Raw genomic sequence first — 25,862 nt, forward strand, 5'->3', positions numbered from 1 at the left:
CGCGGGCGGCAGGGGCCTGCCTGCTCACGCTGCCACCCGACAAGGCCACAGGCCAAGGCGGTGCGCCAATGGCGCATCGCATCTCCCGCCGAAACGACAAGAAAAAGACATGTGGTCGGCTCTTTTCAAAAGGGGAACCGAATGGACTGGTTTTACACATTCCCGCACATGAACGATGACATGCTGCGCGACCTCAAGAAGACGATCGACGAGGGCTTTCGCGGCTTTACCCGCAGCTACGGCGACGTGATCGAAAGTCTCTTCACACCGCTGCAGCATTTTCTCATCAGCGCCGAGCGCTTCATGCTGAAGACGCCCTGGCCGATCATCACGCTGCTCATCCTGGCGATCGCCTATGCCGCGACGCGCAGCCTGCGCATCGTCGCCGGCTGTCTCGTGACCCTGCTGCTGATCGGCTATTTCGACATGTGGGAAGACACGATGCGGACGGTCTCGATGATCTTCGTCTGCACCGTCCTGTCCATCGTCATCGGCCTGCCGATCGGCATCCTCATGGCCCGGTCGAACCGCATGCAGCGCATCGTCAATCCGATCCTCGACGTGATGCAGACCATGCCGAGCTTCGTCTATCTGATCCCCGTGGTCATGCTGCTCGGCATCGGCAAGGTGCCCGGCCTGATCGCCGTCGTCATCTACGCCATTCCGCCGATGATCCGCCTGACCGATCTCGGCATCCGCCTGGTGGACAAGGACGTGCTGGAAGCCGCCGACGCCTTCGGCGCCGACAACCGGCAGAAGCTGTTCAAGGTGCAATTGCCGCTGGCTTTGCCCACCATCATGGCCGGCATCAACCAGACGATCATGATGGCGCTCGCCATGGTGGTCATCGCCTCGATGATCGGTGTGCAGGGCCTCGGCCAGCCGGTGCTCAAAGCCATCGCCAACCAGTATTTCACCTTGGGCATCTTCAACGGCATGGCCATCGTCGGCATCGCCATCATGTTCGACCGCGTCAGCCAGGCCTATGGCAAGCGTCTGCAGAAGCACAGGGAGATCGCGCATGGCTGATCATGCTTTCGGCGGCATCCGCATCCGCAACCTCTACAAGATCTTCGGCTCCAATCCCGGCGCCTATGTCGAGGCCGTGCGCAACGGCCTGACCAAGACCGAGCTGAACGTCAAATATGGCCACGTGCTCGGCCTGCGCGACATCAATATCGACATGCCCTCCGGCTCCATTCAGGTCATCATGGGCCTGTCGGGCTCGGGTAAATCCACGCTGATCCGCCATATCAACCGGCTGATCGACCCCACGGCCGGGGAGGTGCTGGTGGACGGCACCGATGTGGTGAAAATGTCGGAGACGGAACTGCGCACCTTCCGCCGTCAGGAGACGGCCATGGTGTTCCAGAAATTCGCGCTGCTGCCGCACCGCACGGTGCTGGACAACACCGTCTTCGGCCTGGAACTGCAGGGCGTGGGGCGTGCGCAGCGGATCGATACGGCCATGCGCTGGCTCGAACGCGTCGGCCTCAAGGGCTTCGAGCAGAAATATCCCAACCAGCTCTCCGGCGGCATGCAGCAGCGCGTCGGCCTGGCCCGGGCGCTGGCCAATGACGCGCCGGTGCTTTTGATGGACGAGGCCTATTCGGCGCTCGATCCGCTGATCCGCACCGACATGCAGACCGTTCTGCTCGATCTGCAGAAGGAAATCCGCAAGACCATCGTCTTCATCACCCACGATCTTGACGAGGCGCTGCGGCTCGGCGACCAGATCGCCATCCTGCGCGATGGCGAGGTGATCCAGCAGGGCACCAGCCAGGACATCGTGCTGCGGCCGGCCGACGATTATGTCGCCAACTTCGTCAAGGAAGTGAACCGCGGCCGCGTCGTCCATGTCGAGGCGGTGATGACGCCGCTCGCGCCAGGCAATGGCGCACCGCATGGCCCGACCATCGCGGCCGGCGTCACCATCGAGGAGGCCGTGCGCCTGCTGGCCTCGGCGCCGGAAGGTGACATCACCGTCGTCGATGCCACTGGCAAGCCGCTCGGCCGCGTGACCTTCCGCCAGTTGGCCGGCGCCATGGTCAATGCCCAGGAAACCGGCCACCGCGCCGTGGCCTGACGAAAGCGGCCGGGCCAGAAGGTCCGGCCGGTAGTTGCCTGCAGCGGGAGCCCCGCTTGCAGGTCCGCGCGAAAACCCCTGCTTCGCCCAGGTCGCGAGGTCATCCCTCTGCCGGCACGAACCGGCCTCTCCCTACCCACCAAAGCCGATTTTTTGGTCAGCGAGGCAGCGGCCTGCGCAAGTTGCAGGCAGGTGCCTCACAGGCCTCCCCAAGATCCTCAGAACCATCCGCCCGAGACAGGCTCTCCGGCGCACAGAGGAATTGCGCGCAAAAACAGGCATCTGCGACTGCGAACCCGATAGGCGCCTCGGCACGCCGCGCTCGGCTTCGTTTCTGGCACACCGCTTGCTTCCTATCTTGCAGAGTTTGGCCGCTAGGGTTCCGATGCGCTTTGAGCGCGTGACTGGTCCGAGAGCAGCCACTGGATGGAGGAGACATTCCATCCAGATGCACGGCGGGACAAAAGCCCGGGAGACCTCGTTAGCCAGGGATTGGCGGCGTTGGTCTTCGCCACTCCCTTTTTGAAAAGTGCAAAAGGGGAATACGCATGACGAAATTCAACACCATCCTGTCGACACTGGCTGCCGCGACGCTCGCCGTCGCCGGCTTCTGTGGCTCTGCGCAAGCCGCGCCGAAGAAGGATTTCAAGGTCGCCTGGTCGATCTATGTCGGCTGGATGCCCTGGGGCTATGCCGCCGATCACGGCATCGTCAAGAAATGGGCCGACAAGTACGGCATCACCATCGATGTCACCCAGTTCAACGACTATGTCGAGTCGATGAACCAGTACACGGCCGGCGCCTTCGACGCGGTAACGCTGGCCAATATCGACGGCATTTCCATTCCTGCGGCCGGCGGCGTCGACACCACGGCCGTGATCGTCGGCGACTTTTCCAACGGCAATGACGCCGTGATCCTGAAGAGCAAGGACAAGCTCGAGGACATCAAGGGCCAGAACGTCAATCTGGTCGAATATTCCGTGTCGCACTACCTGCTCGCCCGCGCGCTCGAAACCATCGGCGCGACCGAGCGCGACGTGAAGGTGGTCAACACCTCGGATGCCGACATGGTCGCCGCCTATCAGACGCCGGAGGTGACCGCCGTCGTCACCTGGAACCCGCTGGTCTCCACCATTCTCCAGGATCCGAGCGCCAAGAAGGTCTATGACAGCGCCAAGATCCCCGGCGAAATCATCGACCTGCTGGTCGCCAACACCGGAACGCTCAAGGACAATCCGGATTTCGGCAAGGCGCTGGCCGGCATCTGGTACGACACGATGAAGATCATGGCCGCCGACAGCGACGAGGGCAAGGCGGCGCGCGAGGCCATGGGCAAGGCCTCCGGCACGGATCTGGCCGGCTTCGAGAGCCAGCTGGCCGTGACCCGCCTGTTCGACAAGCCGGCGGATGCCGTCAGCTTCACCGCGTCTCCCGAGCTGCCCAAGACCATGGACCGCGTGCGCAACTTCCTGTTTGAGAAGGGCCTGCTCGGCAATGGCGCTGCCTCGGCGGATGTGATCGGCATCGAATATCCCGATGGCTCGGTCCAGGGCGACAAGGGCAATGTGAAGTTCCGCTTCACCACGACCTATATGGACGCCGCGGCCAAGGGCGCGCTCTGAGCCTCGAATCGGGCAGCTTCCCGGCACATAACGCGAAGAATTCGTTGGCGTCGCCCCCCTCATCCGCCTGCCGGCACCTTCTCCCCGGTGGGGAGAAGAGACCAAGACGAGTGCGCCAAGCCTAAATCTGACACCGGGTGGAAAGCGAGCGATCACTTTCTGTGGTGAGGAGAAAGAGGCGCGGAACAGTGCTGCAAGTCTCTTCTCCCCACCGGGGAGAAGGTGCCGGCAGGCGGATGAGGGGGCGCGCAATGACGAATGTTTGCGTGGCAACCGTGAAGTCCGCGCCCGTTGGAGCGTCGTCGGGCCGATTCCGGGGGCCTGTCCCCTGCCGGATCCGGCCAGAGCTTTCCTCACATGGCCCCGCCGCCGGGCGCTGATGCGCCCGGCCTGTGACAAAGCAATCCCAGGAGCTTCCCATGCGCTGGATCAACAGGCGGCCCTCACCCGGCGCGCGCCTTGCTCTCGCCTCCCTGCCCTTCGCCGCCGTGCTCATCGCCTATACGGTTGGGTCTCTCTCCCGTCTGGCTGCCAATGCCAATGACAAGCTGCTGCCGGGCCTTGCCGGTTTTGCCGATGCGCTGAACCGGATGGCCGTCATCCCCGATGCCCGCACCGGCGACATCCTGCTGTGGGCCGATACGCTGGCGAGCCTGATCCGCCTGTTTTCCGGGCTCGGCATTGCCACGGCCATCGCCCTGGTTCTCGGCATGCTGATCGGCATGCTGCCCTCTGTGCGCGCGCTGCTTTCGCCCTTCGTGGCCGCGCTCTCCATGGTGCCGCCGCTGGCGCTGCTGCCGATCCTGTTCATCGCCATGGGGCTGGGCGAGGTGTCGAAGATCGCGCTCATCGTCATCGGCGTCACGCCGGTCATGATCCGCGATCTGGCTTTCAAGGCCAGCGAACTGCCACGCGAGCAGATCATCAAGGCCGAGACGCTCGGCGGCAATTCCTGGCAGATCGCTCTCAGGGTGATGCTGCCGCAGGTCCTGCCGCGCCTCATCACCTGTCTCCGCCTGCAGCTTGGCCCCGCCTGGCTGTTCCTGATCGCGGCGGAAGCGATCTCGTCGGATTCCGGCCTCGGCTACCGCATCTTTCTGGTGCGCCGCTATCTCGCGATGGATGTGATCTTCCCCTATGTGGTCTGGATCACCCTCATCGCGGTCGCCACCGACTGGGCGCTCGAGCGCCTGCGGCTTGCCGTCTTCCCCTGGTCGGCTGCGGAGGGCAAGGCATGAGCCAGCTCAAGATCGACCGCGTCTGGAAGGAATATGGCGACCAGATCGTGCTGGAAGACGTCTCGATCACCATCGAGTCGCGCGCCTTCGTCGCCCTTGTCGGCCCCTCCGGCTGCGGCAAGACCACCTTCCTGCGCATGATCCTCGGCCAGGAAAAGCCGACACGCGGCACCATCCTGCTCGACGGGGCGCCGCTGCCGCCGGAGCCCGGCCCCGATCGCGGGGTGGTCTACCAGAAATATTCAGTATTTCCGCATCTCACCGTGCTCGGCAACGTGCTTGTCGGCAAGGAACTGTCTGCGGCGCCGATTACCGGCCGGCTGTTCGGCGCGGCCCGGCGGGCGGCGGTGGAGGAAGCGCGCGCCATGATCGCCGATGTCGGTCTGGCCGGCTCGGAGGACAAATATCCGGCCCAACTCTCCGGCGGCATGCAGCAGCGCCTGGCGCTGGCCCAGGCGCTCTTGATGCGGCCGAAGGTGCTGCTTCTCGACGAGCCCTTCGGCGCGCTCGACCCAGGCATCCGCAAGGAGATCCACCAGTTGATGAAGCGGCTGTGGAACGAGACGCCGATGACCGTGGTGATGGTGACCCACGACATGCGCGAGGCCTTCACACTCGCCACCCGCGTCGTCGCCTTCGAGCGCCCGCGCGACCGCCCGGAAGAAAAGGAGCGCTACGGCGCGACGATCACCCGCGACATCGAGATCTGGCCGCCGCGCCGCCCCGGCACGACCCCCGCCTGACATCCTTCACGTTCCCCGCCGGGACGACCCGGCCTCAAGGGGGTTGAACTGCACCGGGACGACCCGAACCTGACAGATTGGAGCACCCCATGCACATCAGACGCTCGCCCGAGGAAATCGCCGCCAACCGCGCGCGCTATGAGGAACACCAGAGGAAGGGGCTGGACTTCGCGCCCAAGGCCCTGCCCGGCTTCAGCCCGCTGCCCGCACCCGCCATCGACGCGGCCAGCATCATCCATCGCGAGGTCATTCCCGGCGGCTGGTATGATGCGATGAAGGTCAAGGCCGGCGAGAGCCTGCGCATCAGCCTCGAACATGGCTTTTCCTCGCTGGCGCTGATCGCCTGGAGCGCGGCCGACCCGTCCGAGCGGCTGAACCTGCCCGACACCGTCAAGATGCAATGGACCACGGGCCTCTCCAAGGGCCGGGTGATCTTCTCCGACATGGGCCGGGTGATGTTCTCGATCACGGAGGATTCCTCCGGCGCGCATGATTGCCTGGTCGGCGGATCGAGCGCGGCAAGCAATGCGTGTTATGGCGACCCGATGCTGCGCGACACCCGCGACAACTTCGTCAAGCTGGCCCTGAAGATCGGCCTGAACCGGCGCGACATCCCCGCCATGCTGACGCTGTTCGCCCCCGTGCGCGTCGATGCCGAGGGCCGCTTCTTCTGGAACCCGGCGCTCTTGAACGGCGCCGACTATATCGATCTGCGCGCCGAGATGGATATGACCGTTGGCTTCTCCAACTGCCCCCACCCGCTCGACCCCAACCCGGCCTATGCGCCGAACCCGGTGACAATCACGCGCTTTAACGCCGGCCCCGTGGCCGCCGACGATCTGTGCCGCACCGCGACCGCCGAAGCCGTGCGCGGCTTTGAAAACAATGCGCTGGCAAGCCTCTGAGCCGGGAGAGACGATCATGACCGCCTTCATCCAGACCGCCCCTTCCCGCACGCTCGAAAATGCCGTGGAAGATCATGTCATCCCGGCCGAAAAGCCCTTCTCCACTGTCATCCGCAAGGGCCAGACGGTGCGCATCGAGGACAGCTATGGCCAGCAGGCCATCGACACGCTGTTCTATCGTGCTGATGATTATAGCGAACGCTATTCCAGCCAGGAAACGATGCGGGCGCAGAATGGCGCCTATCTCTCGGCCGGCACCAAGATCCAGTCGAGCGAAGGCCGCACCATGCTGACGATCACGGCTGACAGCTGCGGCCGGCACGACACCGCCGCCGGCGCCTGCTCCTGCGAGAGCAACACGGTGCGCTTCGGCCATGGCACCAAATATCTCCATGCCTGCCGCGACAACTTCGTGGCCGAAGTGGCGAAATACGGCATGGGCAAGCGCGACATCGTGCCGAACATCAACTTCTTCATGAATGTGCCGATCTCCCCCAATGGCGGCATGACCATCGTCGACGGCATTTCCGCGCCCGGCGACTATGTGGAGCTGAAGGCGGAGATGGACGTGCTCATGGTCATCTCCAACTGCCCGCAGATCAACAATCCCTGCAACGGCTTCGACCCCACGCCGATCCGCGTCCTCCTGTGGAACGAGGAGGCTTGAGCGCCATGTTCAGGAAAGTTCTCATCGCCAATCGCGGCGAAATCGCCGTGCGCGTCATCAAGACGCTGCGCCGGATGGGCATTGCCTCCGTCGCGGTCTATTCCGACGCCGACCGCTTCGCCATGGCCACGCGCCTGGCGGACGAAGCCGTGCGGCTCGGCCCGGCGCCGGCCAGTGAAAGCTATCTGAATATTGACGCCGTGATCGCCGCCTGCAAGGCGACCGGGGCCGAGGCCGTCCATCCCGGCTATGGCTTCCTCTCCGAAAATATCGGCTTTGCCGAGCGGCTGAAGGCCGAGGGCATCGCCTTCATCGGGCCGAAGCCGGAAAACATTGCCGATTTCGGGCTGAAGCACACGGCGCGCGAACTGGCAAAGGCCAGCGGCGTGCCGCTTCTGCCCGGCTCCGACCTGCTGGCCTCGGTGGAAGAGGCGCTGGCGGCGGCCGAAACGGTCGGCTATCCGGTCATGCTGAAATCCACCGCCGGCGGCGGCGGCATCGGCATGCAGCTCTGCGCCGATGCGACAGCGCTCAAAGCCGCCTTCGAGAGCGTGCAGCGCACGGCGCGCGCGAGCTTCGGCGATGCCCGCGTCTATCTCGAGCGCTTCGTGGCCAAGGCGCGCCATGTCGAAGTGCAGATCTTCGGCGATGGCGCGGGCCGGGTGATCGCGCTTGGCGAGCGCGACTGCTCGCTGCAGCGCCGCAACCAGAAGGTGATCGAGGAAACGCCGGCGCCCGGCCTGACGGACAGGGTGCGCCGCGAATTACACGCCGCCGCCGTCTCTCTCGGCAGCAAGGTGCATTATGCCTCCGCCGGCACGGTGGAATTCATCTACGATCCTGCCCGCGAGGCCTTCTATTTCCTTGAGGTCAACACCCGTCTGCAGGTGGAGCATCCGGTGACGGAAGCCGTGTTCGGCATCGATCTGGTGGAATGGATGATCCGCCAGGCAGCCGGCGAGGACGTGCTGACCGGCAAGGAAAACCTGACCCCGAAGGGCGCTGCCATCGAGGCGCGCCTCTATGCGGAAATGCCGCATGCCGATTTCCGCCCGAGCGCCGGCCTGCTGACCGAGGTGACCTTTCCCGACGATGCCCGCATCGATGGCTGGATCGAGACCGGCACGGAGGTGACACCCTTCTACGATCCCATGCTCGCCAAGATCATCGTTGCGGACGAGAACCGGGATGCCGCCATCGCCAGGCTGAAGGCGGCGCTGGCCGAGACCTCCATCTTCGGCATCGAGACCAATCTCGATTATCTCAGGGCGATTGCGGCCTCCGATCTGTTCGGCAGCGGCGATGTGGCGACGACGGCGCTGAAGGATTTCGCCTTCGTGCCCGAGGTGGTGGAGGTGATCGCCCCCGGTGCGCAGTCGAGCCTGCAGGAACTGCCCGGCCGTCTCGGCCTGTGGCATGTCGGCGTGCCGCCGAGCGGGCCGATGGACGAACGCTCCTTCCGCCATGCCAACCGCCTGGTCGGCAATCACGACCACACGGCCGCGCTGGAACTGACCGTCTCCGGGCCGATGCTGAAGGTGTTTTCGGATGTGACGGTGGCGCTGGCCGGCGCCGAGATGCCGATGACACTTGATGGTGCGCCCGTGCCGCATGGGACGCCTGTTGCGGTGAAGGCTGGACAGGTGCTGGCGATCGGCGCCATCCAGGGCGCCGGACAGCGCGCCTATCTGGCGGTGGCCGGCGGTTTCGATGCGCCCGTCGTGCTCGGTTCGCGCGCCACCTTCGGGCTGGGGCAGTTCGGCGGAAACGCCACCGGCACGCTGCGCGCCGGCCATGTGCTGCGCCTCGCCCGCGCGCCACAGCAGGAGGTGCAGCCCGCCGACGCACCGGCCGCGATCGCGCGCGAATGGTCCGTCGGCGTGCTCTATGGCCCGCATGGCGCCCCGGATTTCTTCCTCGACGAGGACATCGAAACGCTGTTTTCGACCGAGTACGAGGTGCATTTCAACTCGGCCCGCACCGGCGTGCGCCTGATCGGCCCTGCCCCGAAATGGGCGCGCACCGATGGCGGCGAGGCGGGGCTGCACCCCTCCAACCTGCATGACAACGCCTATGCCATCGGCGCGATCGACTTTACCGGCGACATGCCGATCATCCTCGGCCCCGACGGCCCCTCGCTCGGCGGCTTCGTCTGCCCGGCGGTGATCGCTCAGGACGAGCAGTGGAAGATGGGCCAGTTCAAGCCGGGCGACAGGATTCGCTTCCATCCTGTCGCGCGCGCCGCGGACCCGGTGGCGGGGCCTGCCGTGCACGGCATCGGCGAGACGGCCGGCTCGCCTGTGATCGGCAAGCGCGAGGACGGCGCGGTTCCGGTGGTCTATCGCCGCCAGGGCGACGACAATCTTCTGGTCGAATACGGGTCGATGCAGCTCGATGTCGGGCTTCGGTTGCGCGCGCATCTGCTGATGCAGGCGGTGAAGGCGGCCAAGCTGCCCGGCCTGATCGACCTCACCCCCGGCATCCGCTCGCTGCAGATCCATTATGACGGCTCCAGCCTCGCCCGCACCCGGCTGCTTGGCCTTCTGAAGGAGATCGAGGACGCGATGCCATCGGTGGACCAGGTGAAGGTGCCGAGCCGCACGGTCTGGCTGCCGCTGTCCTGGAACGATCCGGATGCGGCGCTGGCCATGCGCAAATATCAGGAGCTGGTGCGCGCCAATGCGCCCTGGTGCCCCGACAATATCGAGTTCATCCGCCGTATCAACGGCTTGGCCGACGAACAGGCCGTGCGGCAGACGATCTTCGATGCCTCATATCTGGTCATGGGCCTCGGCGATGTCTATCTCGGCGCGCCGGTGGCGACCCCGCTCGATCCGCGTCACCGGCTGGTGACGACCAAGTACAATCCGGCCCGCACCTGGACGCCGGAAAACGCGGTGGGCATCGGCGGCGCCTATATGTGCGTCTACGGCATGGAGGGGCCGGGCGGCTATCAGCTCTTCGGCCGCACCATCCAGATGTGGAACACTTGGCGGCAGACGCCCGAATTCGGCAGAGACAAGCCCTGGCTGCTCGATTTCTTCGACCAGATCCGCTTCTTCCCGGTCGATCACCAGGAGCTGACCGAGGCGCGCGCCGCCTTCCCGCATGGCGGCTATCCCATCCGCATCGAGGAGGGAGAATTCTCCTATCAGGCCTATCAGGCGGAGCTTGTCTGCCATGCGGACAGCATCGGCCTGTTCAAGGCGCAGCAGCAGGCCGCCTTTGAGGCCGAGCGCCGACGCTGGAAGGAACAGGGGCTCGACAGCTTCGTGGTGGACGAAGGCGGCGGCATGGGGCTCGGTGGCGATCTGCCCGAGGGCTGCTTCGGCGTGGAAAGCGCCGTGCCTGGCAATGTCTGGAAAGTGCTGGTCGAGGAAGGCCAGAAGGTGGAGGCCGGGCAGACGCTGGCCATCATCGAATCCATGAAAATGGAAATCACCGTCAACGCCCATGCGCCCGGCCGCGTTCGCGACCTGCGCGCCGGGCCGGGGCGCACCGTCAAGGCCGGCGACGTGCTGGTCGTTCTGGAGGATCTCTGATGTTTCCCGCCTTTCTCGATCTCGCTTCGCTGAAGGCCGCCTATGCCGGCGGCCTGACGCCGCTCGACCTGGTGGAGGAGGTGCTCGCGCGCATCGCCGCCGCCGCCGACCCGGCGATCTTCATCACGCCGACCCCGGCGGACGAGCTGCGTGCTGCGGCCCACGATCTTCTCGCCCGCGCGCCGGAGGCGAACAGCCTGCCGCTCTGGGGCGTGCCCTTCGCGGTCAAGGACAATATCGACGTGTCTGGCCTGCCGACCACGGCCGCCTGCCCGGCCTTCCTCTATCACCCGACAGAGGATGCGACGGTGATCGCCCGGCTGAAGGCGGCCGGCGCGCTCGTCATCGGCAAGACCAATCTCGACCAGTTCGCCACCGGTCTCAACGGCACGCGCTCGCCCTATGGCGCGCCGCGCTCGGTGTTCGACAGCGCCTATGTCTCCGGCGGCTCCTCCTCCGGCTCGGCCGTCGCCGTCGCTTCGGGGCTGGCGAGCTTCGCGCTGGGAACGGACACGGCCGGTTCGGGCCGCGTGCCGGCGGCCTTCAACAATCTCGTCGGCATCAAGCCGACGCCGGGGCTGGTGCCGAATGTCGGCGTGGTGCCGGCCTGCCGCTCGGTCGATGTCGTCACCGTCTTTGCCGGGACGGTGGGCGACGGCGTGGCGGTGCGCAAGGTGATGGATGGCTACGACGCCGCAGATCCCTTCTCCAGACCGGCAAAACCCGCCACCCTGCCTGCCTCCGGCCTCAGGATCGGCGTTCTCGCGGGCGCCGAGCGCGAGTTCTACGGCAACGCCGCCTATGAGGCGCTCTACGATGCCGCCATCGAAAAGGCGAAGGCGCTGGGCGCCGAGATCGTGCCGTTCGACTATGCCCCGTTCCGGCAGGCGGCTGAGCTGCTCTATAACGGCCCCTGGGTGGCCGAGCGTCTTGCGGCGGTCAAGGATTTCCTCGTCTCCAACGCGGATGATTTCGACCCGACGGTGCGCACGATCATATCAGGCGCCACGCACTATGATGCCGTCGCGGCTTTCGAGGGGCTCTACCGGCTGGAGGCCCTGCGCCAGAAGACGCGCGCCGAATGGGCAGGGCTCGACATGCTGATGCTGCCGACCGCGCCCACCACCTACACGGTGGAAGCCATGCTGGCCGATCCGATCGCCAGGAACGGCCATTTCGGCCGCTACACCAACTTCGCCAATCTGTTCGGCTATGCGGCGATCGCCATTCCCGCCGGCTTCGACGCCGAGGATCACCTGCCGGCCGGCGTGACGCTGTTCGGCCCAGCCTTCAGCGATGATGCGCTCGCTCCCTTTGCCGACACCCTGCACCGCGCGCTCGCCGTCGGCATGGGCCGCGAAAAGACCGTGGCACTGCCCGAAGCCTCCAAAGTGGCGGAGCCGGAGGATGGGCTGGTTCCGATCGTCGTGGTCGGCGCGCATCTGACCGGCATGCCGCTGAACCACGAGCTGACCGGCCCGGGCGGACAGCTGGTGAAGACCTGCCGCACGGCGGCCGACTACCGCCTGTTCGTTCTGCCGAACACCACGCCGCCAAAACCCGGCCTGATCCGCACCCCGGGTTTCGCAGGGCCGGGACTTGCCGTCGAAGTCTGGAAGGTGACGCCCGGGGCCTTCGGCCGTTTCGTCCAGAACATCCCCGCACCCCTCGGCATCGGCAAGGTCACCCTCGACGACAACACCCAGGTCTCCGGCTTCCTCTGCGAAGCGCATGCCGTGGACGGCGCGCGCGAGATAACGGAGCTGGGCGGCTGGCGCGCCTATATCGACACGCTGAAGAAGCAGGGCTGAGTGGAAGGCCGGAAGGCGCCGCAACCGAGCGCCTTCCGGCCTCGTCCCCGACCCTTGTCGCGCGGCATCGCCTCGCTCGCCGGGAATGTGTTGTCTTACGACCCGGGATGATTAGCGGCAGCCTCCAGCGATGACGAAGACAGCGCCTGTTCCAGGGCATAGCAGCCGCGATCCAGAGCCTGTCGCACGTTTCAAGAGTTGCTTGCCGTGCTTCAAGTCATTGTTTTGCTGCATGGCGTCACCGTCACCATATTCAGGCTCAGCAAGCGTGTGAACAGCCGTTCCTTTATTCGCCTCCCCTTTCCCAAGAATCTCTACTAAAGCCTCTTGTCAAGAGATCACAATTTAACGTAGCATTAATCGAATTATTCACGTTCCATCTGAAGTAGCAGACGCAGAGCAGGGCGCGTCACTGTGTCTTGCACTGCCCGATACCTGTGTCGCCCTTTCAGACATGACCCGGCCGAGGATATCCTCGAACCGTCGCCCGTGCGCTTTCTTCATCATGGGGAGTCCTCTGCTGGCATGACCCTTCCAGATCTGAAAACATCGATCGCAAGCTATGAAGCGTCATTGGCCAAGCAATTTGGCCCGGCGCTGAACCGTGACGATCTGAAACTGAAGCATAAGAAGATGCGCAAGAGCGCCTTCAAGTTTTTGCGCGGCACCTGCTGGCGCTGGGCAGAAGCAGCGCCATCGCTCTGCCCCGATCTGGTCGATGCACCGCGTGCCGGCTCGGTCGGTGATGCTCATGCCGGCAATTTCGGCCTGTGGCGGGATGCGCAGTTCCGGCTGGTCTGGGGCGTGAATGATTACGACGAAGCGGCGCGCCTGCCCTATCCCCTTGACCTCGTTCGCCTCGGCGCCAGCCTGATAATGGACGACGATGGCATCAGCGATGATGGTGATGCCGCGAGCGTGGCTGACAATCTTCTTTCCGCCTATCAAGAGGGACTTGCGATGCCGGCGCCTTTCGTGCTCGAGGACCGGCACCTTTGGCTGCGCGATCTGTTCGAGAACGGCAGCGAGGAGCGCGCGCAGTTCTGGGAGAAGCTTGAGGCGCTCGATGATCACGAGGCCATTCCGCCGGAGTTCGAGGCATCCCTTCTGGCGGCGCTGCCGGGCGGGACCACTCACCCGCGGTTCCGTCACCGTCAGGCCGGCGTCGGCAGCCTCGGACGCCCGCGCTTCGTCGCCTTCAGCACCTATCGCGGGGGTGCGCTCGCCGTCGAGATCAAGGGTGCAATGCCATCCTGCTGGCAAGGGAGAGAACAGCCAGGTCTCGCGAAACACCTTGCCACCGGCCGCTTTCGTTCGCCCGATCCGACGCTGCGCTATGAGGATGCCTTCGTCCTGCGCCGCCTGGCGCCCAACAACCGCAAACTCACCTTCAGCGAGATCAAACCGAAGCTGAAAGTCAAACTGATCGCGGCCATGGCCAGGGAGCTCGCCGCGATCCATGCCGCCGACGGTGAGGTGAAGGCGATCAGCGACGATCTGCGGGGCCGACCCGAGGGCTGGCTCGCAGACACCATTCACCGCGTCGCAAAATGGACGGTGAAAGAGTGGGATACATTCAAAGATGGCGATTGATCCCGATGGCCGCAGCCTGGCGAAAGACACGCTCCCTTTGCGTTTCGGCGTCCTTCTGGTCGCCGTGATCGCGCTTGCCGCCACCGTGCCGGCTAAGGCGGAGACTGTTCTTGAGCGAGCGGTGCGCGAGGCTGAACCCTGCAAGGCCTTGAAGGTCAATATCGGCTTTACCCCGATCGGGATCGACAACGTCGAGGAAGTCCGGATCGATACGTTTCAACTGTCCGCAGACGGCCATAAGGGCCACGCAAAGCTGATCGGATTGCTGGCCTGCAAGACCTCTGAGCAAGCCTTCCTGCACAGCGATGCCAGTGCCAAGATTCACGTCGAGGCCGCCTTTGATCTGCAAAGCTGCGAGATCGCGCAATTGGAAGCCCATATCCTGGAAACGGGGGGCAGCTTCAAGAGCGCGGTGGATCTGCTTGCAAGGTCCATCGAAAAGTCTCTGCAAGACGGAATGAGCTCGCAGATTGCGAAGCTGTGCCGCTGAGGCCGCAAAGGGGAGCATGTGATGACAACAAGTGTTGCTCAAACGCCAGAGAAAGCGAAAGATCCGATCTTTCGTTCGGCCGCCATCGGCGTGGCACTGCTGCTGATCGCCTGTGTCGCGTCCCGCGCACCGACGCAGTTTGACGGAAAGCTTCCATTCGTCGGGCAATTCGTACCGTTTCAGCTAAATGCCGTCTATCTTATCGTTTTCGGCCCCATCGCCGCCACCCTTCTGGCGGCCTACTTCTGGTATCAGACAACAGCAAGGCCGATCCAAAGCGCCGAGCGGCCGTCTCGAGAAATCGTCCGTCTTGGCGGTCTCTTTCTGGGGATCACAATCCTGACCTTCTTCCTCTCGGCCCAATACTTCATCGAACTCGCGCCGGAGGCTTTATGCGCGACGCGACCGCATTATGATTTCCTTTGGACAAGTACGCCCGGCGTAAACCAGATCTTCCACTGCATGAGCGGAACCCAAGCACTAAACAAAGGTTCGCCTTATTATATAGAACCTCAGATCGTACAGTCCTGGGGTCATGTTTTCTGGCCAGTTTTGACCGGCTATTTTCTCTACCGGGCCTGGCGGCGCTGGCGCCCCATAAGCTAGGCCTTATCGTTGATCACCGCGATCGCATCGATCTCGACCAGATAGCCGTAATGCAGCTCCGGCACGGGAACGACGGTGCGCGCCGGCCGTGCCTCCTTCAGGCGCTCGGCATAGATCCTGTTGAAGCGCGGCCAGTTGCCGACTCCGACGATATAGGCCGTGACGCGGACGAGATCGGCCGGCGTCCCGCCAGCGGCCTCAAGGATCGCCAGCATATTGTCGATCGCCTGACCGGCCTGCGTCTCGAAACCTCCGTCAGCGAGCGGCGTGCCATCTGCGCGGATGGGGAGCTGGCCGGAAATATAGACATGGCCGCCGGCGATCCTGGCCTGAACATAATGTCCGGCGGGCGCCGGGGCTTTGGTGGTCTCGATATCGGTCTTCATCGACATTACCAGCCTCCAAACCGCGACCAGCGCGCTTCCACCTGATGCGAGGATCCGCGCACGACGTGATAGGCCTCGTGCTGCGCGCCGGTGGCGCAGGCATGGTTCGGCAGGATGCGCACGCGGTCGCCGACGGCGAGATCGGGCAGCATGGCGCCGGAGCCCGGGCGCACGGCGAGAATGCCGTGCTCCTGATTGGCGTCGGCGACGATGATGTCGGGATAAAGCGCGCCGTCGAGATCGCAGACCAGGCCATAGCCCTGGTCCACCGCCTGTTTCGCGGTGCCGCGGTCGCGCGAGAGCGACATCCAGCCGCCATCGGTGATGATCCAGCCCTTTTCGCGCTGGTGCCCGATGACGGTGGCCATGACGCTCAAGGCAATGTCGTCGACCTGGCAGATGCCGATGCCGGCCATGACCAGATCGAAGAAGACGAAGACGCCGGCGCGCACTTCCGTCACGCCCGTGAGGTCGGCCGCATGATGCGCGGTGGGCGTCGAGCCGACGCTGACGATGGGGCAGGACAGGCCGGCCTTGCGCAGAAGCGTCGCCGCTTCCACCACGGCGGCCCGCTCGGCCTCGGCATAAAGCTGCTGCGCGGCGTCGCCGCCGCCCTTGTAGCTGTCGCCGGCATGGGTCATCACCCCGCGCAGCGCGCCGCCTGCCGAGAGCGCCTCGCCGATCTCCACAAGCCGCGCGGCATTACCCGGCGCGACGCCCGAGCGGTGACCGTCGCAATCGATCTCGATCATGGCCGGGATCGGATGTCCAGACGCCAGCGAGGCGGCCGCGACCATGCGGGCCTGCTCGACAGTGTCGAGGATGACGACGAGATCGACGCCCTGCGCCCGCAGCGCCTGAACGCGCCCGAGCTTGGAGGGCGTGATGCCGACGGCGTAAACAATGTCGCGCACGCCTGCCGCGGCGAACTGCTCGGCTTCCTTGAGCGTCGAGACGGTGGCCGGGCCCTGCGGGGTGGTCATGACGCGGCGCGCCACCTCGACCGACTTGGCCGTCTTGAGATGCGGGCGCAGCGACACGCCGAGCCCGTCCAGCCGGTGCCGCAGCCGGGCAATGTTGCGCTCCATCTTGTCGGCATCCAGAACAAGGCAGGGCGTTTGCAGGGTTTCGAGGCGCGTTGCCGTTTCGGCAGCCGTTTCCATCATGGCGTGGTCCATCAAACCGATCTCCGTTCGACACAGATCTTGCCGCCAAAGCGCAAAGATGAAAATTAACGATCCTTGAATGCTTCAGTGAGGCCAGGCTTAATGATCACGTCGGACGATCTCGCCTTCTTTGCCGTGCTCGCGCAATCGAGGTCGCTGGCCGAGAGCGCGCGCAAGCTCAATGTAACGCCACCGGCGGTGACGCAGCGCCTGCGCGCGCTGGAGGAAAAGGTGGGCGTGCGGCTGATCGACCGCTCCGGGCGGCGGCTGGTGCTGACGGAGGAAGGCTCGCTGGTGGCCTCGCAAGGGGCCATCGTCAGCGCCGCGATCGAGGTGCTGGGCGAGGCGCTGGCCGACCGCCGCGGCGCGGTGCGCGGCCATTTGCGGGTCGCGGCACCCCATGGTTTCGGCCGGCTTTATGTCGCGCCGGTGGTGGAGGCCTTCGCGCGGGCGCATCCGGGCGCCACGGCCAGCCTGCAGCTCTCCGACCATCCGGCGGCGCTTCTGATCGAAAGCTATGATGTGGTCGTCCATATCGGCGCGCCAGGGCCGATGGACCAGCTGGTGACCACGCTTGCGCCGAACCACCGGCTGCTCTGCGCCAGCCCCGGCTATCTCGCGCGTGCGGCGCCCATCCTCTCCCCGGCCGATCTGGCGCGCCATCGGTGCCTCGCCATTCGCGAGAACGAGGAGGATGTCACGCTCTGGCGTTTCACCGGGCCGGACGGGGAGAACGCGACGGTGCGCGTGACCCCGACCATGGCGAGCAATGACGGTGCCGTCATCCGGGAATGGGCGCTGGCCGATCAGGGCATCATGATCCGCTCCGAATGGAACGTGGTGGAGGATCTCGCGGCCGGCCGGCTGCGGCAAGTGCTTCCCGGCTGGCGGCTGCCCTCAGCCGATATCGTCGCCCTGCTCGGCGCGCGCCATGGCCGCAGCGCGCGCACCACGGCCTTTCTCTCCCTGCTGCGCCAGTCGCTCAAGCCCCTGCCCTGGCAGAGCATGGGCTGAGTTCGTCCCGGCCCATGCGCGATGCCATCAATAGCCGAGAATGGATTTGGTCTCGAGATATTCCTCGAAGCCATAGACCCCATATTCGCGGCCATTGCCGGATTGCTTGTAGCCGCCAAAGGCTGCCGTTCCGTCCCAGGCGGGATAGTTGATGTGGACCTGGCCGGAGCGGATGCGCGCGGCGACCTTGCGCGCCCGCTCCCGGCTCGCCGACTGGACATGAGCGCCGAGGCCATAGACCGTATCATTGGCGATGGCGACCGCTTCCTCCTCGTCGCGATAGGGCATGATGCAGAGCACGGGCCCGAAGATTTCCTCGCGCGCGATGCGCATGGTGGGCGTCACCTCGGAGAAGATCGTCGGCTGCGTGAAAAAGCCGCCATTCAGCCCGTTCGGCCGGCCAAGGCCGCCGCAGAGAAGCTTGGCGCCATCATCGAGGCCAGCCTGGATCATGGTCTGCACCCGATCGAACTGGGCGCGGTTGGCGATCGGCCCCATGGTCGTCTGCGGATCGCGCGGATCGCCGACGATGAAGGCGCGTGCGGTGTTCGCCGCCAGCTCTTCCGCCTCAGCCAGCCGGTGCGCGGGAACCAGCAGCCGGGTCGGCGCGCTGCAGGACTGGCCGACATTGCGCATACCCGCCAGCACGCCCTTCGGCACGGCCTCCTCGAAATGCGCATCGTCCAGGAAGACGTTCGGCGACTTGCCGCCAAGTTCCTGCACCACGCGCTTGACCGTCGGCGCGGCGGCCTGCGCCACCAGAACGCCGGCGCGGGTGGAACCGGTGATCGAGATCATATCGACCTCCGGATGGCTGGACAGCGCGGCGCCCACGCTCTCGCCGGTGCCGTTGACCAGATTGAACACGCCGGCCGGCGCGCCCGCATCCTCCATCAGCTGCGCGAACAGCAGCGCGCTATAGGGCGAAAGCTCGCTGGGCTTCAGCACGATGGTGCAGCCTGCCGCGATTGCCGGCGCCACCTTGGCGGTGATCTGGTAGAGCGGCCAGTTCCAGGGGGTGATGAGCGCTGCGACCCCGATCGCCTCCCTGGCCGTCGCCTTGGTTCCCTCTACGATGACAAAGCGATAGGTTTCGAGCAGCTCCTTCTGGATGCGGATATGCTCGGCGGCGAAGGGGACCTGCGCGGCGCGGGCAAAGCCGATCGCCACGCCCATCTCCAGCACCAGCGCCTCCGCGAATTGCTCGGCGCGCTCCAGAAGCAGGCGATGCATCCGGTCGAGCAGCGCCATGCGGTCTTTCACCGGCATCCCGGCAAAGGCAGGGAAAGCCTTGCGTGCGGCCATGACCGCGAGGTCCACATGGCGGGCATTGCCGCCGGCAATGTGGCCCGTGACCAGTTCCGACGCCGGATTGACGACGGGCAGACGGGTGACATCAGCAAAATCGGTCCATGCGCCGTCGATATAGAAGCTGCTTTCTCGGTCCATCATGGCATGTGTCCTTGCGCTGGAACTGCCGGCTCTGTCCTGCCTCGCCAACGATCGGGCGAGAGAAGAACGGGCCGGCAAAGGGCTGTGGTGAAACAGATCGTTAAGATTGAACTTAGCCTCGAAGGCTTTTGGTATTAAGCGTCACAGACGGACCGGCCGTGAGCAGCCATCCCCGGCGCTGCGGCGTCGCGGCGGCCAATGGCGATGGTGTTGATGTCGGTGTTGGCGAAAAGGCTAGCCGAGCGTCTGGCTCACCAGCGAATAGGTGACGGGGGCATCGGGTTCGGGCAAGGCGAAATCGGCGAGCGACCGGCCGAGCGACATGGTCAGCACTGTATCGAAAACGGCAAGGCCGCTGCGCACCGCGAACAGCGCGAAATCGCCCGTCTCGAAATGCGTGTCGAGGCGCAGGAACTGGCCCTGATGATCGCGGATATGCGGCGCAAGCACGGCCATGGCATCGCCATCGCCGCAGGCGACCAGCGGCCCGACCACATGGCCGCGGCCGAACCGGCGGCAGAGCGAGAAGGCCTTGAGAGCCCGATCGCGAAAAAGCCCATAGCCGCGCGACTGGGCGGACAGCCGCTCCAGCAGCGCCGCGCGGGGCACGCCGAAGGCTCTGGCATCGAGCGCCGTCACGGCGGCGAGATCCTCCGGCGTCAGCGCGCGAAGCTCGCCCGGGACCGGCGGCTGCTCCGGCGCGAGCGCCGCCGTGCCCTGACATTGGTAGACCGTCTTGTCCGGCCGGAAGCCGAGCGAGAGATAGAGGCGCTGGGCGGCGCGCGTCGCGTTGAGGCGCAGATCGACGCCGGAAAGATCCTTGAGCGCATATTCCATCAGCCAGAGGCCCGTGCCCTGCGTCTGCAGGCGCGGCGAGGTGATGACCATGCCGATGGTGGCCAGTTCGGCCGACTGGCGGAACCACATGGCCGATCCCATGATCCGGCCGATCTCGTCGGTCGCCACCACGCCCTTGCCCACGGCGCGCAGAAACTGCCAGTCCTCGGCGCGATGCGGCCAGCCGACGGAGATCGACAGCGCATGCAGCTGCCCGAGATCGGCATCGGCGACATCGCCGATCTCCATGGCGAAGGCATCAATCTGGAGCTTCTCGCTCGGCCTCAACGTCTCAGCCACCGATCCATCCTCGAACTGTTCCCGACCAGACCATGATCTGTTTTAGCCCATCGCGTCACCGCAAAACCGGTGGCCCGTAAGGCGCGATACGCACCAGCTGCCGCAAGGATGCGGGACAGCAAGGGGATCATACAAGCCGGCCCGCCGCAGAATTTGCTCGAAACGCCCACGGCCACGCAACATTTGATCGAAACCAACGCAGCTTCGGCACGCAATCCCGCCAAAAACCGCCATTGTGAAGCACCGCCTGTTCGCATCACGGGCGGCCAGAACACAAGGCCCGAAAAGGGCTGCCGTTTCCCGGGAAAGTCATGAACGCGACCGAAATTCTTGAAAAGCTGGTGTCCTTTCCCAGCGTCGTCGGCACACCGAACGCGGAGATCGTCGCGTGGATCCGCGCCTATCTCGCGGCGCAGGGCGTGGCCGTCACCGTTCTGCCCGGACCGGAGGGTGACCGCAGCAATCTCTTCGCCACGATCGGGCCTGTGGATGTGCCGGGCTATATCCTTTCCGGCCATATGGATGTCGTGCCCGCAGAGCCGAGCGAGTGGAGCTGCGCGCCCTTCCAGCTGAAGCGCGATGGCGAAAGGCTGACCGGGCGCGGCACCACGGACATGAAGGGCTATCTCGCGACCGTTCTGGCCGCCGTGCCCCAGCTTGTGGCGGCGCGGCTCCAGCAGCCGATCCACATCGCCTTTTCCTATGACGAGGAGGCCGGCTGCCGAGGCGTGCCGCATCTGCTCGCCCGGCTTCCCGATCTCTGCGCGCCGCCGCTCGGCGCCATCATCGGCGAGCCCAGCAATATGCGCGCCGTGCTCGCGCACAAGGGCAAGGCCGCGGCGCGGGTCAGCCTGCGCGGCCGCGCCGGCCATTCCTCGCGGCCGGATCTCGGGCTGAACGCCATCCACGCCATGGCCGATGTGCTGAACGCGGCAGTGGAGCAGGCCGCAGCGCTGGCCCAAGGCCCGTTCGACGCCGCTTTCGAGCCGCGCTATTCCTCGCTGCAGGCGGGCGTGGTCGCCGGTGGCAAGGCGCTGAACATCATTCCCGATCTCTGCACGCTGGAGCTGGAAGCGCGCGCCATTGCCGGCATCGATCCCGCCGGCCTGCTGGCGCCGGTCCGTGCGCGGGCCGAGGCGCTGCAGGCCCAGGGCTTCCAGGTGGAATGGACCGTGATGAGCGCCTATCCGGCACTGGCGCTCGGCCCCGACCGGCCGCTTGCCGGGCTCGTTGCAGCGCTGAGCGGCCAGACACCGCTTGGCGCGGTGAGCTACGGAACCGAGGCCGGCCTCTATCAGGCGGCAGGCGTCGATGCCGTGATCTGCGGCCCCGGCGATATCGGCCGCGCCCACAAGCCCGACGAATTCATTCTCGAAAGCGAGCTTGCCGCCTGCCAGCGCTTCATCGAGGCGCTCGGCGCCCGCTGTGCGGCCTGACGCTTTAGAGCATCGGACTGAAAAGTGGGAGCCGGTTTTCGGAAAAATCTGATGCAAAAACAAAAATCTAGAGCATCGCGTTGAGTACTGTTCTCAGTCCGATGCTCTAGGCCGACGGCACCGATCCCAAAGGTCCTGACCCTAGCAATCCCGATCACCAAGAGGTTTTCCCATGTCCCCCTTCGACATGCCCGTCTCCAAGGCGTCCCTTCTCAAGACGCTCGACCCCAATCCGAGCTTCGTCCCGCGCGAATCCGGCCCGCTGCCGGAACGGTTGATCGCCGGCCTGCCCGCCTTCAAGACCTGGGCCATGGACGAGGCCAAGGACGGCCTGGTGCTCTCGGGCGTCTGGGAAGCGACCCCCGGCGAGACCAAATCGATCAAGGGGGAGGTCTTCGAATTCTGCCACATCCTCTCGGGCGTCGTCGAGATCACCCCCGATGGCGGCGAGCCGGTGATCTACAAGGCGGGCGACAGCTTCGTGATGAAGCCCGGCTTCACCGGCGTGTGGAAGACGATCGAGACCGTGCGCAAGATCTACGTCGTCGTCAACTGAGCGGGATCGCCTGCTAGAGCATCGGAGTGAAAATAGTACTCAGTGCGATGCTCTATCTTTTTGTTTTTGCATCGGATTTTTCCGAAAACCGGTTCCCACTTTTCGGTCCGATGCTCTAACATCCGTCCCGAGGCTTGCCGCGTCAGCTCCGCCCGGCGCGGCATCCTTGCCTGCCCCGTTCCCGTTTCCGCCATTCCAGCCGCCTGCCAGGGCCCACGATCCGGCGCCACCAGAGGACATCGTCTCATGAAGACCCATAGAATAGCCCTGATCCCCGGCGACGGTATCGGCACCGACGTCATCGATGCCGCCTGGTCGGTGCTGCAGCGTGCGGCCGGCCTTTCCGGCTTTGCCCTTGAGGGCACGACCTTCCCCTGGTCCTGCGCCTTCTACAAGGAAACCGGCCGGATGATGCCGGCAGACGGCATCGAGATCCTGCGCGGCTTCGACGCCATCCTCCTCGGCGCGGTCGGCTGGCCTGCCGAGGTGCCCGATTCCGTTTCGCTGCACGGCCTGCTGCTGCCGATCCGCAAGGCCTTCGTGCAATATGCCAATATCCGCCCGCATCGGCTGCTGCCGGGTGTCGAAGGTCCGCTGAAGGCGGAGGGCTTCGACATTCTCTGCATCCGCGAGAACACCGAGGGCGAATATTCCGGCGCCGGCGGGCGCGTGCATCAGGGCACGGCAAACGAGGTGGCGGTGGAAACCGCGATCTTCACGCGGGCGGGCGTCGAGCGCATCCTGCGCTTCGGCTTCGAGCAGGCCCGCGCCCGGCGCTGCAAGCTCGCCTCCGTCACCAAGTCGAATGCGCAGAAGCATTCCATGGTGTTCTGGGACGAGATCACGGCGCTTCTGGCCGCCGATTATCCCGATGTCACCGTCACGAGCTATCATGTGGATGCCCTGGCGGCGCGCATGGTCATGGCGCCGGAAAGCCTCGATGTGATCGTCGCCTCCAACCTCTTCGGCGATATTCTCACCGATCTCGGCGCCGCCATCCAGGGCGGTCTCGGTTTTGCCGCGTCCGCCAATATCAATCCCGACCGCTCCGCCCCCTCCATGTTCGAGCCGGTGCATGGCTCCGCCCCCGATATTGCCGGCAAGGGCATCGCCAATCCGATGGCGACCATCTGGTCTGGCGCGATGATGCTTGAGCATCTGGGCGAGAGCCAGGCCGCCGCGCGGGTGATGCAGGCGCTGTCCGCCACCACGGCACGCGGCATCGGCATCCGGCCGGGCAAGGATTCGACCGAGGCGATCACCGCCGCCATTCTCGGCGAAGTGAACTCTAAGAAAGGATAAGCGATGCCGACCCTCAAGGACCTCCTGACGGACCCGACCCTCCTGCGCCAGTCCGGCCTCATCAATGGCGAATGGATCGCGGCCGGCAGCGGCAAGACGGTCGATGTCATCGATCCGGCCACGCAAAAGGCGATCGGCACCGTTCCCGACATGGATGGCGAGGAGACCCGCGCGGCGATCGCTGCCGCGCAGGCCGCCTTCAAGACGTGGAAGCGCAAGACGAATGCGGAGCGCGCGGCGCTGATCGAGACCTGGTTCGATCTGATGATCGAGAACCTGGAGGATCTCGCGCTGATCCTCACCTGCGAACAGGGCAAGCCGCTGGACGAGGCGCGCGGCGAGATCCGCTATGGCGCCTCCTTCGTCAAATGGTTCGCCGAGGAAGCCCGCCGCATCAACGGCCACACCATTCCCGCGCCCGCCAGCGACCGGCGCATCCTGGTTCTGAAGGAGCCGGTCGGCGTCTGCGGCATCATCACGCCCTGGAACTTCCCCAATGCGATGATTACCCGCAAGGTGGCGCCAGCGCTGGCCGCCGGCTGCACCGTGGTCATCAAGCCCTCCGAGTTCACGCCCTATTCGGCGCTGGCGCTCGGCGTGCTCGCCGGCCGCGCGGGCATTCCCGCAGGCGTCATCAACATCGTTACCGGCATGCCCACGGAGATCGGCAACGAACTCATGGCGAACGAGACGGTGCGCAAGATCTCGTTCACCGGCTCCACCCGCGTCGGCTCGCTCCTGATGCGCGGCGCGGCCGACAGCGTGAAGCGACTGAGCCTCGAGCTCGGCGGCAATGCGCCCTTCATCGTCTTCGACGATGCCGATCTCGATCTCGCGGTGGAAGGCGCGCTGGCCTCGAAATTCCGCAATGGCGGGCAGACCTGCGTCTGCGCCAACCGCATCCTGGTGCAGTCAGGCGTCTACGAAGCCTTCGCTGCCAAGCTGAAGGCGCGCGTGGAGGCGATGAAGGTCGGGCCGGGCACGCAGGAAGGGGTGAGCATTGGGCCGATGATCAACGCCGCCGCCATCGACAAGATCGACCGCCACGTCGCGGACGCGCTGGCCAAGGGTGCCGAAATCATCACGAAGACGCAGCCGCTGCCGGCCGGCGGGCAATATACCGCACCGATCGTGCTGACCGGCGCGACGACCGACATGCTGCTGGCCTCGGAAGAAACCTTCGGTCCCGTCGCGCCCCTCTTCCGCTTCGAGACCGAGGAAGAGGCGATCGCGATTGCCAATGGCACGCCCTTCGGGCTGGCCTCCTATTTCTATACCGAGAACCTGAAACGCGCCTGGCGCGTGGGCGAGGCGCTCGAATTCGGCATGGTCGGCCTCAACACCGGCCTGATCTCCACCGAGGTCGCCCCCTTTGGCGGCATCAAGCAGTCCGGCCTCGGCCGCGAGGGCGCGCAGATGGGGATCGAGGAATATCTGGAGAGCAAGAGCTTCCATATGGGCGGGCTTGGCTGACAGTCTGTTCAAGACTTGCTGTTGGTCTGACGAAAATGGTGATTTCGAGAACCCGAGCGCAGCGTACGTAAGGTCCGTGAGCACCGGAAGCGCAGAAATCGCCATTTGCAGGCGGCCAACGGCGATGATTGGACAGACTGTGAGGCGTCCCGGACATCGGGGCGGAAGGTGGAAACCCCTTTTCGGCCCGATGCCTGGAGTGCTGCACACTGTCAGCTCTCTGGCGCGAAATCCACCAGCCCGTCGAGCGACTCGCATTCCAGCTCGACGATCCAGCAATCGGAATCGAAGCGCCGTTCGCGCGCGAGCAACGCGTCGGCCGCCTCGGCCTCGGCCTCCACCAGCCGCAGCTCGAACAGGCGGCCGAGAGTGTCTTCCTCGCCGAACAGGCTCTGGGGCGCCGGGCCGGCCACGGTTTCCCGCCCATCGCGGCGGCGCTGGCGCAGAAAGATCGCGCCCGCCTCGGGCGTCCCCTTGTGCAGCACGGCGGCATAGCCGCCTTGGGAAAAGACCCGGCGGACCAGAGCGGAAACGAAGAGATCGGAGCGCAGACGCATGCGGGCGATGTAGCAGCTCGGACTGACAAGCGGAAGGCTTGGCGCGTCGCGCCGGAGCGGCGGGCCGAAAAGTGAGAACG

The 25,862-nt window shown here is 65.3% G+C and carries 22 protein-coding genes and 1 riboswitch; of the genes, 17 read left to right on the forward strand and 5 right to left on the reverse strand.

The genetic code is table 11. The annotated features are described in order from the left end of the window. Window positions 1-141: 141 nt before the first annotated feature. From BJF92_RS22060 to BJF92_RS22115, 12 genes are all read left to right on the forward strand, one after another. Entirely contained in the window at window positions 142-1,029 is an 888-nt protein-coding gene (locus BJF92_RS22060) for an ABC transporter permease (protein ID WP_075636889.1), read from the forward strand. Beyond that, window positions 1,022-2,086: a quaternary amine ABC transporter ATP-binding protein gene (locus BJF92_RS22065; RefSeq protein WP_075636890.1), complete on the forward strand. Its 1,065-nt coding sequence runs from the start codon at window positions 1,022-1,024 to the stop codon at window positions 2,084-2,086. Before BJF92_RS22060 ends, BJF92_RS22065 begins: the two co-directional genes overlap by 8 nt. Before the next feature lie 363 nt (window positions 2,087-2,449). After that, window positions 2,450-2,563: riboswitch (guanidine-I (ykkC/yxkD leader) on the forward strand. A gap of 71 nt (window positions 2,564-2,634) precedes the next feature. Continuing rightward, entirely contained in the window at window positions 2,635-3,708 is a 1,074-nt protein-coding gene (locus BJF92_RS22070) for a putative urea ABC transporter substrate-binding protein (protein WP_075636891.1), read from the forward strand. Between the two features lie 419 nt (window positions 3,709-4,127). Further along, entirely contained in the window at window positions 4,128-4,946 is an 819-nt protein-coding gene (locus BJF92_RS22075; RefSeq protein WP_075636892.1) for an ABC transporter permease, read from the forward strand. Beyond that, window positions 4,943-5,689, forward strand: a complete 747-nt coding sequence (locus BJF92_RS22080) for an ABC transporter ATP-binding protein (protein ID WP_075636893.1) — start codon at window positions 4,943-4,945, stop codon at window positions 5,687-5,689. Before BJF92_RS22075 ends, BJF92_RS22080 begins: the two co-directional genes overlap by 4 nt. An 89-nt stretch (window positions 5,690-5,778) precedes the next feature. Further along, the gene (locus BJF92_RS22085; RefSeq protein ID WP_075636894.1) at window positions 5,779-6,594 is read left to right on the forward strand and encodes an urea amidolyase associated protein UAAP1; all 816 of its coding nucleotides are present in this window, start codon (window positions 5,779-5,781) and stop codon (window positions 6,592-6,594) included. Between the two features lie 16 nt (window positions 6,595-6,610). Next, window positions 6,611-7,261, forward strand: a complete 651-nt coding sequence (locus BJF92_RS22090; RefSeq protein ID WP_075636895.1) for an urea amidolyase associated protein UAAP2 — start codon at window positions 6,611-6,613, stop codon at window positions 7,259-7,261. Between the two features lie 5 nt (window positions 7,262-7,266). After that, a complete protein-coding gene (gene uca / locus BJF92_RS22095) occupies window positions 7,267-10,803 on the forward strand; it encodes an urea carboxylase (protein WP_075636896.1) in 3,537 nt (1,178 codons plus the stop codon). Continuing rightward, a complete protein-coding gene (gene atzF, locus BJF92_RS22100; RefSeq protein ID WP_075636897.1) occupies window positions 10,803-12,614 on the forward strand; it encodes an allophanate hydrolase in 1,812 nt (603 codons plus the stop codon). Before uca ends, atzF begins: the two co-directional genes overlap by 1 nt. 525 nt (window positions 12,615-13,139) lie before the next feature. Then, a complete protein-coding gene (locus BJF92_RS22105) occupies window positions 13,140-14,207 on the forward strand; it encodes a DUF2252 family protein (RefSeq protein WP_075636898.1) in 1,068 nt (355 codons plus the stop codon). Then, window positions 14,197-14,697: a hypothetical protein gene (locus BJF92_RS22110; RefSeq protein WP_075636899.1), complete on the forward strand. Its 501-nt coding sequence runs from the start codon at window positions 14,197-14,199 to the stop codon at window positions 14,695-14,697. Before BJF92_RS22105 ends, BJF92_RS22110 begins: the two co-directional genes overlap by 11 nt. A 21-nt stretch (window positions 14,698-14,718) precedes the next feature. Further along, window positions 14,719-15,303 (forward strand): hypothetical protein, encoded by a 585-nt coding sequence (locus BJF92_RS22115; protein WP_075636900.1) that lies wholly within the window; start codon window positions 14,719-14,721, stop codon window positions 15,301-15,303. Here BJF92_RS22115 and BJF92_RS22120 read toward each other — a convergent pair. Together BJF92_RS22120 and BJF92_RS22125 are read right to left on the reverse strand one after the other, a co-directional pair. After that, entirely contained in the window at window positions 15,300-15,695 is a 396-nt protein-coding gene (locus BJF92_RS22120) for a RidA family protein (protein ID WP_075636901.1), read from the reverse strand. The two genes, BJF92_RS22115 and BJF92_RS22120, sit on opposite strands and share 4 nt — an antisense overlap. Then, complete coding sequence (locus BJF92_RS22125) at window positions 15,695-16,867, reverse strand: alanine racemase (protein WP_075636902.1); 1,173 nt, start codon at window positions 16,865-16,867, stop codon at window positions 15,695-15,697. The genes BJF92_RS22120 and BJF92_RS22125 overlap by 1 nt, the downstream gene beginning before the upstream one ends. Before the next feature lie 90 nt (window positions 16,868-16,957). Here BJF92_RS22125 and BJF92_RS22130 point away from each other — a divergent pair, with 90 nt between their 5' ends. Next, complete coding sequence (locus tag BJF92_RS22130; RefSeq protein WP_075636903.1) at window positions 16,958-17,869, forward strand: LysR family transcriptional regulator; 912 nt, start codon at window positions 16,958-16,960, stop codon at window positions 17,867-17,869. Window positions 17,870-17,896: 27 nt separating this feature from the next. Here the strand turns inward: BJF92_RS22130 and BJF92_RS22135 are convergent, their stop codons facing one another. Both BJF92_RS22135 and BJF92_RS22140 read right to left on the reverse strand, forming a co-directional pair. Next, entirely contained in the window at window positions 17,897-19,321 is a 1,425-nt protein-coding gene (locus BJF92_RS22135) for an aldehyde dehydrogenase family protein (protein WP_075636904.1), read from the reverse strand. A gap of 234 nt (window positions 19,322-19,555) precedes the next feature. Beyond that, entirely contained in the window at window positions 19,556-20,407 is an 852-nt protein-coding gene (locus BJF92_RS22140; RefSeq protein ID WP_075637031.1) for a GNAT family N-acetyltransferase, read from the reverse strand. A gap of 362 nt (window positions 20,408-20,769) precedes the next feature. On the opposite strand from BJF92_RS22140, the gene argE reads away from it, so the two are divergent. From argE to BJF92_RS22160, 4 genes are all read left to right on the forward strand, one after another. After that, window positions 20,770-21,894 carry an acetylornithine deacetylase gene (gene argE, locus BJF92_RS22145; protein ID WP_075636905.1) on the forward strand — a complete coding sequence of 375 codons (1,125 nt, stop codon included), beginning with the start codon at window positions 20,770-20,772 and terminating at the stop codon, window positions 21,892-21,894. A 172-nt stretch (window positions 21,895-22,066) separates the two neighbouring features. After that, window positions 22,067-22,450, forward strand: a complete 384-nt coding sequence (locus BJF92_RS22150) for a cupin domain-containing protein (protein ID WP_245294861.1) — start codon at window positions 22,067-22,069, stop codon at window positions 22,448-22,450. 246 nt (window positions 22,451-22,696) lie between these two features. Further along, window positions 22,697-23,752, forward strand: a complete 1,056-nt coding sequence (locus BJF92_RS22155) for a tartrate dehydrogenase (protein WP_075636906.1) — start codon at window positions 22,697-22,699, stop codon at window positions 23,750-23,752. A gap of 3 nt (window positions 23,753-23,755) precedes the next feature. Continuing rightward, a complete protein-coding gene (locus tag BJF92_RS22160; RefSeq protein WP_075636907.1) occupies window positions 23,756-25,225 on the forward strand; it encodes an NAD-dependent succinate-semialdehyde dehydrogenase in 1,470 nt (489 codons plus the stop codon). Between the two features lie 212 nt (window positions 25,226-25,437). On the opposite strand, the gene BJF92_RS22165 is transcribed toward BJF92_RS22160, so the two are convergent. Beyond that, window positions 25,438-25,782: a DUF1491 family protein gene (locus BJF92_RS22165; RefSeq protein ID WP_075636908.1), complete on the reverse strand. Its 345-nt coding sequence runs from the start codon at window positions 25,780-25,782 to the stop codon at window positions 25,438-25,440. Window positions 25,783-25,862: the final 80 nt, after the last annotated feature.

The sequence above is a fragment of the Xaviernesmea rhizosphaerae genome (genome assembly GCF_001938945.1).
Taxonomy (GTDB): Bacteria; Pseudomonadota; Alphaproteobacteria; order Rhizobiales; family Rhizobiaceae; genus Xaviernesmea; species Xaviernesmea rhizosphaerae.

Bases quoted from the DNA above. Each gene is read 5' to 3' on its own strand.
- BJF92_RS22135 (WP_075636904.1), bottom strand. From the start codon at position 19,321: ATGATGGACCGAGAAAGCAGCTTCTATATCGACGGCGCATGGACCGAT.
- BJF92_RS22105 (WP_075636898.1), top strand. From the start codon at position 13,140: ATGACCCTTCCAGATCTGAAAACATCGATCGCAAGCTATGAAGCGTCA.
- BJF92_RS22165 (WP_075636908.1), bottom strand. From the start codon at position 25,782: ATGCGTCTGCGCTCCGATCTCTTCGTTTCCGCTCTGGTCCGCCGGGTC.
- BJF92_RS22060 (WP_075636889.1), top strand. From the start codon at position 142: ATGGACTGGTTTTACACATTCCCGCACATGAACGATGACATGCTGCGC.
- BJF92_RS22160 (WP_075636907.1), top strand. From the start codon at position 23,756: ATGCCGACCCTCAAGGACCTCCTGACGGACCCGACCCTCCTGCGCCAG.
- BJF92_RS22125 (WP_075636902.1), bottom strand. From the start codon at position 16,867: ATGGACCACGCCATGATGGAAACGGCTGCCGAAACGGCAACGCGCCTC.
- BJF92_RS22130 (WP_075636903.1), top strand. From the start codon at position 16,958: ATGATCACGTCGGACGATCTCGCCTTCTTTGCCGTGCTCGCGCAATCG.
- BJF92_RS22085 (WP_075636894.1), top strand. From the start codon at position 5,779: ATGCACATCAGACGCTCGCCCGAGGAAATCGCCGCCAACCGCGCGCGC.
- atzF (WP_075636897.1), top strand. From the start codon at position 10,803: ATGTTTCCCGCCTTTCTCGATCTCGCTTCGCTGAAGGCCGCCTATGCC.
- BJF92_RS22120 (WP_075636901.1), bottom strand. From the start codon at position 15,695: ATGTCGATGAAGACCGATATCGAGACCACCAAAGCCCCGGCGCCCGCC.
- BJF92_RS22065 (WP_075636890.1), top strand. From the start codon at position 1,022: ATGGCTGATCATGCTTTCGGCGGCATCCGCATCCGCAACCTCTACAAG.
- BJF92_RS22155 (WP_075636906.1), top strand. From the start codon at position 22,697: ATGAAGACCCATAGAATAGCCCTGATCCCCGGCGACGGTATCGGCACC.
- BJF92_RS22115 (WP_075636900.1), top strand. From the start codon at position 14,719: ATGACAACAAGTGTTGCTCAAACGCCAGAGAAAGCGAAAGATCCGATC.
- BJF92_RS22150 (WP_245294861.1), top strand. From the start codon at position 22,067: ATGTCCCCCTTCGACATGCCCGTCTCCAAGGCGTCCCTTCTCAAGACG.
- BJF92_RS22140 (WP_075637031.1), bottom strand. From the start codon at position 20,407: ATGGAGATCGGCGATGTCGCCGATGCCGATCTCGGGCAGCTGCATGCG.
- uca (WP_075636896.1), top strand. From the start codon at position 7,267: ATGTTCAGGAAAGTTCTCATCGCCAATCGCGGCGAAATCGCCGTGCGC.
- BJF92_RS22070 (WP_075636891.1), top strand. From the start codon at position 2,635: ATGACGAAATTCAACACCATCCTGTCGACACTGGCTGCCGCGACGCTC.
- argE (WP_075636905.1), top strand. From the start codon at position 20,770: ATGAACGCGACCGAAATTCTTGAAAAGCTGGTGTCCTTTCCCAGCGTC.
- BJF92_RS22110 (WP_075636899.1), top strand. From the start codon at position 14,197: ATGGCGATTGATCCCGATGGCCGCAGCCTGGCGAAAGACACGCTCCCT.
- BJF92_RS22075 (WP_075636892.1), top strand. From the start codon at position 4,128: ATGCGCTGGATCAACAGGCGGCCCTCACCCGGCGCGCGCCTTGCTCTC.
- BJF92_RS22090 (WP_075636895.1), top strand. From the start codon at position 6,611: ATGACCGCCTTCATCCAGACCGCCCCTTCCCGCACGCTCGAAAATGCC.
- BJF92_RS22080 (WP_075636893.1), top strand. From the start codon at position 4,943: ATGAGCCAGCTCAAGATCGACCGCGTCTGGAAGGAATATGGCGACCAG.